General features: G+C 50.2%; 9 protein-coding genes. 2 read left to right on the top strand and 7 right to left on the bottom strand.

All coding sequences use genetic code 11. The annotated features are described in order from the left end of the window. Window positions 1-17: 17 nt before the first annotated feature. Window positions 18-530, top strand: a complete 513-nt coding sequence (locus F556_RS0117930; RefSeq protein WP_020618365.1) for a DUF2062 domain-containing protein — start codon at window positions 18-20, stop codon at window positions 528-530. Between the two features lie 15 nt (window positions 531-545). On the opposite strand, the gene F556_RS0117925 is transcribed toward F556_RS0117930, so the two are convergent. Together F556_RS0117925 and F556_RS0117920 are read right to left on the bottom strand one after the other, a co-directional pair. Then, a complete protein-coding gene (locus F556_RS0117925) occupies window positions 546-1,148 on the bottom strand; it encodes a hypothetical protein (RefSeq protein WP_211222608.1) in 603 nt (200 codons plus the stop codon). Between the two features lie 183 nt (window positions 1,149-1,331). Then, entirely contained in the window at window positions 1,332-2,114 is a 783-nt protein-coding gene (locus F556_RS0117920; protein WP_020618363.1) for an AraC family transcriptional regulator, read from the bottom strand. 116 nt (window positions 2,115-2,230) lie between these two features. Here F556_RS0117920 and F556_RS0117915 point away from each other — a divergent pair, with 116 nt between their 5' ends. Then, on the top strand, window positions 2,231-3,049 hold the full coding sequence (locus F556_RS0117915) for a phytanoyl-CoA dioxygenase family protein (RefSeq protein WP_020618362.1): 819 nt from the start codon (window positions 2,231-2,233) through the stop codon (window positions 3,047-3,049). Window positions 3,050-3,145: 96 nt separating this feature from the next. Here the strand turns inward: F556_RS0117915 and F556_RS0117910 are convergent, their stop codons facing one another. The 5 genes from F556_RS0117910 to F556_RS0117890 form a co-directional block, all read right to left on the bottom strand. Next, a complete protein-coding gene (locus tag F556_RS0117910; RefSeq protein ID WP_020618361.1) occupies window positions 3,146-3,892 on the bottom strand; it encodes an ABC transporter permease in 747 nt (248 codons plus the stop codon). Beyond that, window positions 3,889-4,620, bottom strand: a complete 732-nt coding sequence (locus F556_RS0117905) for an ABC transporter ATP-binding protein (protein ID WP_020618360.1) — start codon at window positions 4,618-4,620, stop codon at window positions 3,889-3,891. The genes F556_RS0117910 and F556_RS0117905 overlap by 4 nt, the downstream gene beginning before the upstream one ends. 73 nt (window positions 4,621-4,693) lie before the next feature. Continuing rightward, entirely contained in the window at window positions 4,694-5,227 is a 534-nt protein-coding gene (locus tag F556_RS0117900; RefSeq protein WP_020618359.1) for a PadR family transcriptional regulator, read from the bottom strand. A 220-nt stretch (window positions 5,228-5,447) separates the two neighbouring features. Continuing rightward, entirely contained in the window at window positions 5,448-6,215 is a 768-nt protein-coding gene (srtB, locus tag F556_RS34435; RefSeq protein WP_020618358.1) for a class B sortase, read from the bottom strand. Between the two features lie 105 nt (window positions 6,216-6,320). Beyond that, window positions 6,321-11,975, bottom strand: coding sequence for a SpaA isopeptide-forming pilin-related protein (locus tag F556_RS0117890; protein ID WP_211222607.1), 5,655 nt, complete (start codon window positions 11,973-11,975; stop codon window positions 6,321-6,323). Window positions 11,976-12,584: the final 609 nt, after the last annotated feature.

Genomic DNA, 12,584 nt, shown 5'->3' with positions numbered 1-12,584 from the left:
GCAAAGGATCCTGCATCATGAAGAAAAAACTCCTGAGACGGATAAAATATTATGCGCTACGCATTTTGGGCAACAAAAAAGGCGACCATCAGGTCGCTCTGGGCGTGACAATCGGCTTTTTCCCTTGCTGGTACCCCACGTTTGGCATTGGCATGGCCTTGTCTATCGCTCTGGCCCGGTTGTTCCGCGGCAACATGCCATCTGCCATCGTAGCAGGTTCGCTGGGCACTTTTTTGTGGCCGGTCTTGTTCTATATTAATTATAAAATCGGGCATTTCTTCCACGTGCTATTCTGGAGCTCCCCCTTTGACTTCGATTGGATAATCGACAAGCCCGTTCCAGATACAGACTATCATGAGACCGCCTGGAACCTTAGCTCGCTGGGAGATCTCGGTCTGGACTTTCTGCTCGGCTCGATCTTTAACAGTCTTGTGGGCTGTCTGGTTACCTATGCGCTGGTACGCTGGCTGCTGAAGCGGTATAAAGTTCCGATGCTCCGCCGGTTGCGCCAGAACGCAACCCAACGTTAACCGTGCAGCTCCGCCTCAAGCTTTAATCTGACGCCGCATTGCTTCGAGATTCCCTTCGATCTCGGTCATCCGTTCGCTTGCTCCAACGGGATCGAAGAAGGCGAGCTCGCCGGCCACCTGCAAGTCGTTATCCAGACTATCGAGCTGCACCTCAACCCGGGGCAGCTCCGTCTGGTGGTACAATCGGGCGTCGTCGGCCGAGGCCTTGAGGCGATGGAGCTCCTGTTGGAGCTCTTCATGCTGCAGCTTCACCCTGCTCTCCAGCTTCCGCAGCTGCGCAACCTCTGCCGCCAGCTCACGGCCGGCCCGGTCCAGCTCGGCTGCCGTACGCTCACACTGCTCCACTTCCCTGCCCTGCCGCAGTACATGACCCAACCCCAATTGCCTGCTGTTGATATGGTCCATTAAGGCTGTCACCGCCGTCGTCACATCCGTTAGTCGATCCTCCGCTTGTTGTGCCCGCTTTCTCGTTGCCCCCTGCACCAGTCCCACGAAGGTCTGCAGCTCATCGGCCTGCGACGTTAGCGTGACCCGCCGCTGCTCCAGCACGCCATGCAGATGACGTAATCGGCTCCGTCCATACCAGAGATATATCATCAGGGCGACCAACGCCACCATAAACCCAAACAGGATTAACCTCATCGTACCACCCGCTTCCTGGTATGCCGTGCCTTCCTTGCACCAGCGTACCTTTTCACTGTTCCTATATCATACGCAGACGGGTCTTGATTCGTTGCGGGTCAAGTCTGGATTTGCTCCTATTGCCTTAAAATTGTCAAACTTTCGGGCTCATGGAGGCACTCAAACCTGGTGGGTCCGGCGATACATCGAAGGGTTCATACCCTGGGATTTTTTGAAGCTTTTGCTTAAGTGATGCTCATCCGTAAATCCGCATTGCTCGGCAATCCTGGCCAGAGGCAGCGTTGTCCGGGCCAGCAGTTGTCTGACCTTGTCCATCCGCAGACCGGCTGCATAGGTGCTTGGCGATACCTGCAGCTGCTGTTGAAACAAGCGAGTTAACTGCACTTGGCTAATGCCCAACTCCTGGGCAATCGAGCGGAGAGGAATACCCGCCTCCGCCTGCGCATGCAGCAGCTGCAGCGCCTCTCTCACGACCGGGTGGTCGCTATGAACCGGTGCCGTCCGCAGGGTCTGTTGTTCAACCTGCCAGGCGAGCAGCAGATCACCCAGCAGATGATTTCGATAAGCAGCCATCTCGGAAGCCGGATGCTGCCACGCTTGCCGCAGCAGGGCCAGCGTCGAATACAATCGCGGCTGATTGATGAGTCTCAGCTTGCCGGTTTTGTGCGCGCGCTCAGACGGTCCCCTATCCTCTACCCACTGGAAGCCGAGCATATGGAAGGTCAAATGCTCTGTACGCCGGTGGAATACAACCCCGGGTGGACAGAGGACCATATCCCCGCTGCTTGCTGACTGTTCCACTTCTTCGCCCATGCGGTAATGAAAGCCGCCCTCCTCGGCAATGAACAGCGCCCAGTGGTCATATTGATCGTGCTTTTTTTGAAAGTGAAAGGCATCTTTGACATACACGTGGTACTGAAAATCAGGGAGCAGCAGCCTCATTCACGCCCACCTCTATTCCTGAAATTATATACAAGTAAATTGATCTCTACTTACATTTTATCATGAGTGATAAGATTATATAATTTTAAAAAAATACAACTTGGAGGCTGCTACGCATGACAAATCCCACCGCCCTGCCGGAGGCCATTCCGGCATACGTCCAGCAATTTCAGAAAGACGGCTATCTGGTGCTCCCTTCGGTACTCAGCGAGGATCAGGTGACGCGATTAAATGCTGCCATCGATGAAGTGCTGGCCGGTGAAGAACCTTCGCTTGCTTACAATCTGTACAATAGTGTAGACCGACATCCCGAATTTGCTTCGCTGATGGAGCAACCCGATATTCTGCCTCTGATTGTGAACTTGCTCGGCTACAATATTCAGCTTCATATCTCGCATCTTACCGTCCGCCATCCTAACCCGGATGACCTGAAGACCTCCTCCCAGAGCTTCATCGATTGGCATCAGGACGGTCCGCATCCGCAGTTCCCTGCGATTGGCGGCATCACGCCGACCTACTATATCAAAGTGTGCTATATTCTTAGCGACATGTCCGAGCCCGACCGTGGCAACACCAAGATCATTCCTGGCAGCCATAATCAATCGTACAACCCGAACAGCAAGGATGTCCGGCAGCAGGTGGATGGTGAGCTGCAAATCTGCGGCAAGCCAGGCGATGTCTTTATTTTCGCCCAGAACCTGTGGCATGCCGGCTCCCCCAACCGTTCGTCATTCACGCGCAGACAGCTGTTCCTGGGCTACAGTCCAATCTGGATGCGCCCCATTGATTATCATGTGGCATCAGCGGAGCAGCTGCGGGACGCCTCCCCGTTTCGCCGTCAGTTGCTTGGAGCGATCAGCGACAACAAATTCAACTATTACGTACCCAAGGACGAAATGGTACCGCTGAAGTCACTGCTGCTGCCCTCTTTGTAATCCAATAGCAGGCCGGGATGCCCATCTCGGCCTGCTTTTTGCGGCCATCTCAAGCTCAACCTGCCAGCTGCAATCAGCTGGCTTCTACGCTTTGCCTTAGCCCCGCAAGCGGAATAAGCGTCCCTCCGGATCCCAGCGAAAAGTCAGCGCAGCGAGCAGAGCGCACAGAACGGCAAAGGCTGTCAACACGCCCAGCGGCAGCCACAGGTCAGCAAGAATTGTATCCGAGGCAATGGAGACACGAAGTGCTTCTACCAAGTAATGAAACGGCTGCAGCTGACTCATGGTCTGTACCCAGCCCGGCGCTTGCTCCAGAGAGTAAAAGGCACCGCTGGTAAGAATCAGGGGAAGACTTACTAAGTTGCTAAAGATGCTCACCTGGGTTTCGTCGCGGGCGAGGTTGGCCAGGAGAAACCCCAGGGCTGTAAAGCCCGCCGAACCGATGGTTAGCACCACAAGCATCCACCCGGCACGGAGGGGACCGGCTGCCACGCCAAACAGACCGATACCGATGCCTACCAGTACTACACTGATCGCCATGGTCAGCACCAGGCGGGCGCCGGTCATGGCGGTCACGAAGGACAAGGTAGGCAGCGGCGTCGCCCGCAGCAGCTTGTAGACGCCCCGATGGCGCTGTGCAATCACGTAGAAGGCCGTCGCCGTTGTCGCGCCAAAGAGCAGATTGATAGCCAACGCCCCTGCCAGCAGCCTCTCGGAGTAAAGTGGATCACGGAAATACAAACCCAAACCTACCAGCATCCCGAGTGGAAATAAGATATTCCAGATCAGGGTGTGACTGTCCCGCCATAGCCCACGTATCATCGTACGCATAATGATGATCATACTCCGCGCACCTCTTCCTTTGTATCGGTGTACTTCAAATACATGTCTTCCAGACTTGATGTTCCAGAGGTCGCCAGCAGCGCCTCCGCAGTACCTTCAGCCACAATATGACCATCTTGCAGGAGCAGAATACGATCCGCCACCTGCTGAACCTCGTCCATATCGTGAGACGTCAGTACGACCGATACTCCCTCTGCCGCCAGCTCCGCAATCCATGAGCGCATCTGGCGTCGGGCCCGTGGATCGAGGGCTGCAGCGGGCTCATCGAGAAAGAGCAGTCGTGGCTGGTGGACTAGCGCAATCGCAATCGCTAGCCACTTCTGTTGGCCTCCGGACAAGTGAGCTGCGTTGGTATGAGCTGCTTCCCCCAGCCCGCACCGCTCCAGCATAGCCAGCAGTTCTGCCTTCTTGCAGCGTAGACCATAACAGGCAGCAAACATGCGCAGATTCTCCAGGACCGTGAAGCCAGCGAACAAAGGGGCGTTTTGCAGCTGCAAGCCGATCTGCCTTCTAGGCTCGGGGAGACTGTAGTGTACCTTGCCTCCATCCGGTTGCCTTAGCCCCAGGAGCAGATCCAGCAGCGTAGATTTGCCCGCCCCATTGGGTCCGATGATGGCGACCGTTTCCCCTGGCCAGATCGCAAGGTCGATTCCCCGAATAGCCTGGCGGTGACCATAGCTTTTGTGCAATCCTTCTGCCCGTACAAGTGGTGGTGGATGTTGATTCATATGATATGACCTCCTATTAGCCTTTGTTGTATATCCAATGTTGGTTATTAGGGCAAAAGTAAAGGCCGCACAGTCAAGGCGTGTCGGCCTCCCGGATAGCGATGATCCGTTTCACAAAGGTGATGTCCAGCTCCAGCAAGGCGATTGCATTGTCAAAGGACGCCTCCGCATAAGCGGATAGACCATATTCCCGCTTGATGTCCCGTCCCAGCTGCCACTCCGACAGCGTTGTCTCCAGCGCCTTCAGACTCGCGCGCAGCTGCGAGAGTGCTTCTTCCTTGGGCAGCGTCTCTATCCAATTGAGGGCCACGACCAGATCGGACTTCACGGAATGCGGCGGCGAAGCCAGTGCGTCACTCACCAACTCTAGCAAATGCACCTCTCCTGCCTCCGTTATCGCATAGATCTTGCGAAGTCGTGCGCCGGTACGCTCCTCGGCCTCCGTGACAATCAATCCATCCTTCTCCAGCTTGTTCAGCGCATAATAGATCGAGCCTGACAGCAGATTGGCCCACAGATCCATGCGACTCTGTTGAATCAACTGCTGAATCTCGTAACCATGCATCGGCTTTTGGCGCAGTAAGGCCAAGATGATCATATTCGTCATGTCTACACCTGCTCTCCTCAATAACCAACGTTGGATATACAACGTATTGTAATGGATGCAGAGGGTTTAGGTCAAGAGACAGGTGTCTAGCAGGCCACTCCAACGAAAGTTTCTTGCCTTACAGCTCCCGTACACGCCGGGTCAGGCGCTCCAACGAAAGTTTCTTGCCTTACAGCTCCCGTACACGCCGGGTCAGGCGCTCCAACGAAAGTTTTTTGCCTTACAGCACTCGCTTCGCATGAATGATAAATCGTGCATCCGTCACCTCATACGTGCAGGTGACTAAGGTGAGCAGTTGATCGTCTGACGTAACACTCACACCTGTAGCGTAGTGTGATTGTTCGATTATTTTTTGCAAATAAGCGTCGTAATGCTGTTGATCTGCAAACTCATATTCAAAAAATTGATCGTCAGGCGAATAGATATAGACCGAAAAAATCTCCCATGCCGTCGCTTCCTCGATCCCTTCAAACGTAATCGTTGGGTGCTCGCGGTAATATGCTGCGTCCTTGTACTTGGCCAACTCCCCAAACATACTGCCATCCTTCATATGATGACCATAGATTACCGTATGGATATCATCCGTTATGCTCGTATTTCGATAGTCCATGAAGATCGAGCCTCGTCTTGAGGCTTGCTTGTCCACGTTGTGCTTCAGATAGTAGTCGTTATCATCAGATTGAAGGACAGGATAATCAATGGGCGTATGATCAATTCTGAGCCAGCCCACAATATCCGAATTAATCTCATGCAGCCTGTGAAAACGTGCTTGGTATTGCTGCTTTACTTGTTCAGCCGTCAGCTCGGCTTGTTCTTCTCCGCCATTCCCGAATGAGGTGTGCGGGTCGGTCTCCACCTGCTGCCTCATCCGCTCATTCAGCTGATTGCTCTTGTATCCGTCGTACAGGTATAACGCTAATTGACAGCCGCTGTATAAGAAAAGTGCAACCAGAATAAATAAAACCGCGTTTCTCAGTTTGTTTCCCATGATATCCCTCAATCTATTTCAAACTTTACCTCATGATTATAGTCAAAAAAAAGGAATGCGTACATTCCTGATGGAACGTACGCACGCATGGTTTACGTTTGAGGCTTATTGTTTTTGAGTTCTTCTTCTGCCTGTGATCAGTAATGTGAGAATCAGCAGTCCACTACCAGCAAACAGCCACATCATTGTAGCAATCGCATCGCCTGTTCTTGGCAATTCATTGCTAGGATTGACCCCACCTACTACAGCTCCGTTGTTCCCTGTGTGCGCGCCATCTGATACAGAAGTGTTACCGCCCATACCCATGTTGCCACTTTTGACATCTGTGTCGGGATCAGACTCGCCCGAGCCTCCACCTGCTCCGTTATTCGAGCCAGTGCCCGTTCCGGTACCAGTACCGGTGCCCGTGCCAGGTGATTCTCCACCCGTGTTGCCTCCATCGGTATTACCCGATACGTCATCAGCTTTTGTATTGACTACAGTGAAGGTTTGAACCGATCCATCCACCGTAATGTTCACGGAGATTACTGCATCGGATTTCGTGTATAGCGCTGGTGCAGCCAGCTCCTTCAACTCATAAGAACCATAAGCGATATCTTGGAAGCTCGCCGTACCCGCATTATTACTTGTAGCAGTACCTACTAGCTTCCCGTTGCTATCGTATAAGCCAAACTGTGCCCCTTGAAGCGTTTCATTCTCCTCATTGACTTTAGTAACGACAATATCACCACGAATTGCTTTGTTTTCTATCGTTCCAGCATGATACGTTTTCCCGTCCTCTGTTACGGTTACAGACAGCGTAGCATTTGAAAGAATATACCCTTCCAGCGCTTCGATCTCCTTCACCACATATGGACCTTGAGGTAGATTAGCAAAGGTTGCTAAGCCCTCAGCATTTGTGGTGCTGCTAGCAACAGGAGCGGTGAAGTTAATATCGGTTGCTTGGTACAAACCGAAGGTCACGCCAGCAAGCTTCACACCTGCATCATCTACCTTTTGTACCGTTACACTGGACCAAGGCGTATCATCACTACGCTCGTTAACAATCGTCACCGATTGGAAATTTGAATTCCAGGCAATTGTAACTTGTTTCTCTTGATCGGTTTTCACGTAGTTGGCAGGAGCTTCTAGCTCTTTAATCGTATACGTGCCTTCAGCTAAGGAGTAGAAGCGAGCCATACCTGAGTTGTTCGTTACCGCTTCACCCATGAAGTGACCTCGTGCGTTGTATAGGCCGAACTTCGCTCCGGCAAGGGAATCGCCGAACTCATTCACCTTTTTCACTTCGATGGTTCCCAAAATCGTGTTAACAGGCATCGCTGTATTCTCAAAGGTTCCAAGATCATACGTTTCACCTTCTGTTGTCACAGAGACCGTTAACGTTTCATCGGATCGAAGGTAGCCGCCAGGTGCGACAATTTCCTTGATGGTGTAGTCGCCGTATTCTACATCTTCAAAACGGACCACGCCATCACGATCAGAAATGGCAACCGCCAATTCATTGGTAAATGCCGTGTCGTTCGCATCATACAGAGCAAATCTTGCATGTTGCAACAAGGCGCCGCTGTATTTAGCGATTTTCACAAATTCGATATGACCTTTAATAATGTTGTTTGTTACATACTGTGGCAGGGTTGATGCGGTGAGATACGTCACGGTAGTCCCGTGCTCTGCGGCAGTAATTTCTACCGTTGCGACATCTCCCACGATTGGATTGTAGCCAACAGGCGGTGTTTTCTCCCGAATCGTGTAGTCGCCTACCCGTACATCAACAAAGGTTACCTTACCCTCCGCATCACTCATTACCGTATCCACAACATTGTCGCCAGAGTCCACCAGCTCGAACTCCGCACCCGGCAATACCTCGCCCTTGTCATTCACTTTTACAAACTCGATATCGGCTTCAACAAGTGTGTTGGAAACTGGATCCAATGTAATCGTAGTATTATGATTACTAGCCGCAACTGTGACCGTGTGGACGTTGCCGGTTAGCGGAACGTAGCCATGCGGTGCAGCAGTTTCTCTAATGGTGTAGCTTCCCTCGCCAATATTCGTAAAGGTTACTGAACCATCCGCCAAGCTGGTTCGAGATTGCACGAGTGTATCCTGACTATTGTATAAACCAAAGGTAGCATCCGCCAGCGCTTGACCATTCTCGTCCTGCTTCACAAACGAAATATTGGCTTGAATCAGCTCGTTTGTTACGTCGCCAAGAGCTATCGTTGTGCCATGCACAGCCTCAGTAATCGCAATCGGTGTGCTGTTTATATTGCCTGTAATCGGAATATATCCAAACGGCGTACGCGTCTCACGGATATAATAGGTTCCAGCCAGCACATTCTCAAACAGCACAGCGCCAAGTGCATCCGATATATCCGTTGCGATCGCTCCATCTGAGCTATCATATAACGTGAATTCTGCCCCTGCTAGTGCAGAACCGGAATCATCCAGCTTCACCAATGAAATATCCGCACGAATTAAGCTATTGGAAACTGAACTATACGTCAAGGTGGTATCGTGGTCTGCCGCGTTAACCTCAACGGCATGAACAACGCCTGTCAACGTTCGATAGCCTTCTGGTGCTTGCAGTTCACGAATATCGTACGCACCATACACAACATCTGCAAATGCTACAACGCCCAGGCTGTTACTTGTAGCTGTAGCAAGTGGTGTGGACGTTGCATCTGCTCCGCGAGGGAACAACCCAAACTCTGCACCTGCTAACGGGTTGCCGGTTTCATTTTGCTTGATAAACTGAATATCCGCATGAATCTGTTCGTTAGCAAAAACCAGCTCCAAAACTTTTGGCGTATGTGAAGCTGCCAGTGTTAGTGGAATGGCATCTTCTACAACAGCGCCTGTTGGCGTAGCAGTTGCTGGCGTGCCGTCCACACTTACTTCTCCACTCAGAAGATAGCCTGTTGGCGCCTCTACCTCTTTAATATAGTAAGGCAGGTCGAACTTGATTCGATTGAATTCCAGTTCTCCGTCTACGGTTGCTTTCTCTTGAACCTTATTGCCATATTGATCATACAGGGCGAAGGTTGCACCGGATAATTTAACGTTAGTATTATTCAAATCTACCTTATGAACGATAAATTGACCGAGATTGCCGTAGCCCATACTTCCTGCTTGCAAGAAGGTGACTTGACGCCCATCACTGGACTGATACGCACCATCAATTGGCACCGCTACATCGTCTTTCGAACCAAACAGGTTAATGCTGTTTGTGAAGCTGGAACCCGAGGTGACCGTTTCTGTTACATACGTACGGAACGAAAGCTTGTACGCTTTATCAATCGTCTCGGTCGGGAAATTAAATCTAAATTCTCTCGTCGTCGCATCATAGACAATATGCGAGCCATCTAGTGTTATTGAAGTTCCTGCACCTAGCCCATCATTTCCGTCCGCTGGAATACTGTCAGGTACAAGAATGGCTCCACTATATTCGATGAGCTCCACGCTGGTTGTGTCTAGCTCAAGGCCTGCTTGCAGGTTATCGATCAACCAGAATTTATCGACATCCAGCAGCTGATTCAGATTAACGGCATTGGAGTTCAGATAGACAACCCAATCCACATACTTGTTACCGAAAGCAGTCGGAATGCCCTTTTTACTTACAATATGGTTCCTAATGGTTTGCGTTGCAGGATCGGTATTGGATCTTGTCGTGGAATCATGGGTTAATGTTGCTTCATTCGTCACATTGAAATTCCCATTATTCAACGCGTTATTTTGTGACGTAAATTTGGACAGATCCGTAATGGCTGTTTTGAACTCAATCGTATATTGCTCTGTAATGCTTGCATTGAAATCGAAGGTGACGACACCTGTCCCACTTTCACTAACGTTGACCAGATTGGTAACTGGATTACCGCTAAGATTACGTACGATGACGCTGTCTGGCTGGAAGGTTAGTCCGTCAGGAATCGCATCGACAATACTTACATTTGGAAGTGCAATCCGATTGTACAAACTAGCATCCGTTCCTGCTTTCGCTGCACTTGGGGTCGTTGCCCCGTTTTCATTAACAGTCAGCTTCCAAGTAATCGTACGTTCAGCTACATTTAGATCATAGCCTTCTGCATCTTTTTTCAGCACATTGCTTGTATAGTTCTGCGTGCCTGTACTCGTACGGGTAATTGTCCCACTCGAGAACGTAGCTGTATTTGAGAAGCTGCCACTGGCATTAGCCGTGATGTCTTCTGTCGAAGCTGGCTTTGTGTCAAAGGTAATGGTGTACCTGGAATTAATATCAGAACTGAACTCATAGGTGAGTGTTCTGGTTGCAGTATCATAGTCAAATGCACCGCCAGCATAAGCATTGCCTTGATGGTCCACAATGCGAGCAGACCCTTCAATATACTCTTGCGTGCTTGGGATTACATCCGTAATTGTTGGTGCATCCAAGGTAATATTGTCATTATTAATCGAAATGGACCATGAAATGACACCATTCGCCCGGTTATACCCCGCACCTGACTTGTTGAATAAGCCACTTCCAACACCTACTGAAGCCTCTTTCATGACTCCTGCTCCAGTCAGACCCTCCCAGGTAAGGACCGCTTCGTTTCTGAACGTATAGGAGCCATTTGTTTGAAAACGAGCAGGATCAATCTCTGTTTCGTACGTAATCATAACTTCGGTCGTAATATTACCCAGGTTGAAAGTAAGCTCAGAGCCGTCTACACCCGGAGTAACACTAGCACCATTTACAGTTGCTGTTCCAGTAATATAGGTGAGTCCAGATGGAAGTGTGTCCTTAATAAGGGCATTGTCAAATGCTAACTCATCTTCATTCACGACAATCGTCCAGGTAATATTTTTTGTATTATTTGTTGTCGTGGTAGAATCATAGTTTCCTGACTTGCTCAAAATATTCAGTGGAATGGTGACCGTTTTTGGGCTATCCACATTCGTTGTCTTGTCATCGTCATGCTCCAGGTAAGCGGTATTGATTACAGCAATGGATGTCTCTCCTGCCTCCAGTGCCGCAAGCAGTGCCGCTTCCTTTAATGACGTAACAAAGGTGATTTCTTGCTGGGTTGTAATGTCACCCAATGCAATCGACAAGTTATTGTCAATTACGGATACACCATCTGTAGGTGCAGCACCATTAATTCTGATTGATGACTGATCGAGAACCTGACTAGCTGGAATCTCATCCACGAGCACAGCATTGTTCACAGCAACATTCTCTTTGTTGACTGTAATGGTCCACTCAATGTCTGTTCCGTTCGTGATCGCTCCGTCCTTTTGTACCGTAACGGGGTCCGGCTCAGGCAATGGAGCTTCTTTGAAGGTGAGCGTTACGGTTTGGTTCGGAATACCAAACGAAATATCCGTCGCTGTGCCATCCTCATTAATATGGGCTTCGTCAAAATTACCCGCCAAGAAAAACGCGCCACCTACATTAGATAGCGTCTCAACACTGTTCGAAAAAACAAGCTTGATCTTGTTGTCAGCCAACAAATAAGCTGTAGCAACGAATGTGTTTTCTTCGGGAATATCCAGGGTGGTTATCTGTAATTCTTGACCTGCTGCAAGCTGGGGTAATTTAATGGCCGCAGGAACATCAAAAATAATGTAGTCATTCTCGAGGATATTATGTACATTCGGTACGGTAAACTCGTAGTACAACATAAAATCAGTATCTTTCTCTAAATCAGGTGTACCAACAAGTGTAGTCCCCGGTATGGTGCCCGTCTTTTCTCTAATGTCTACACCTGTGATGAATTGTGAAGCTACTTCACTCGTCACGTCGTTGCCAGTCCCTGCTGCGTATGTAAATAATACGTTTGAAATGGAACTGACCTGCAAGGCAACAACGAGCAAGCACATCAATAAGAATTTTGCATATTTTCGCACGGTGTTCTCTTCAACCTTTCTGTGGATAGGATGATAAAACGATTCTGACTGTATTGGTCACTCACCATGGTAAAACTTGGACCTCTACAGTTTCTGAAATTTCCGTGCGCGAGGGCGGACAGCGGCGGTTTGTCGAGCAAATAGAGGAACTTTGGTGCGTTACAGCGGACGTTCGGCGGAGTTGCGAGCAAATAGAGGAACTTTGGTGCGTTACAGCGGACGTTCGGCGGATTGCTGAGAAAATAGAGGAACTTTGGTGCGTTACAGCGGACGTTCAACGGATTGCCGAGCAAATAGAGGAACTTTGGTGCGCTACAGCGGACGTCCGGCGGAGTTGCGAGCGAATAGAGGAACTTTGGTGCGTTACAGCGGACCTCCGGCGGATTGCCGAGCAAATAGAGGAACTTTGGTGCGTTGGTGGGTAAAGTAAAACCCCTCACCAGGGCGAGGGGTTAAGTGACTTGGCATTTTTGACACAGGTGCTGTCTTCTTTCTCTAGCC

Source organism: Paenibacillus daejeonensis DSM 15491 (assembly GCF_000378385.1).
GTDB lineage: Bacteria > Bacillota > Bacilli > Paenibacillales > Paenibacillaceae > Paenibacillus_D > Paenibacillus_D daejeonensis.
The sequence above is the reverse complement of the archived record's forward strand: the minus strand, read 5'-3'. Positions and strand labels throughout refer to the sequence as shown.

Bases quoted from the DNA above. Each gene is read 5' to 3' on its own strand.
- F556_RS0117930 (WP_020618365.1), top strand. From the start codon at position 18: ATGAAGAAAAAACTCCTGAGACGGATAAAATATTATGCGCTACGCATT.
- F556_RS0117925 (WP_211222608.1), bottom strand. From the start codon at position 1,148: ATGGTGGCGTTGGTCGCCCTGATGATATATCTCTGGTATGGACGGAGC.
- F556_RS0117915 (WP_020618362.1), top strand. From the start codon at position 2,231: ATGACAAATCCCACCGCCCTGCCGGAGGCCATTCCGGCATACGTCCAG.
- srtB (WP_020618358.1), bottom strand. From the start codon at position 6,215: ATGGGAAACAAACTGAGAAACGCGGTTTTATTTATTCTGGTTGCACTT.
- F556_RS0117900 (WP_020618359.1), bottom strand. From the start codon at position 5,227: ATGACGAATATGATCATCTTGGCCTTACTGCGCCAAAAGCCGATGCAT.
- F556_RS0117910 (WP_020618361.1), bottom strand. From the start codon at position 3,892: ATGATCATCATTATGCGTACGATGATACGTGGGCTATGGCGGGACAGT.
- F556_RS0117920 (WP_020618363.1), bottom strand. From the start codon at position 2,114: ATGAGGCTGCTGCTCCCTGATTTTCAGTACCACGTGTATGTCAAAGAT.
- F556_RS0117905 (WP_020618360.1), bottom strand. From the start codon at position 4,620: ATGAATCAACATCCACCACCACTTGTACGGGCAGAAGGATTGCACAAA.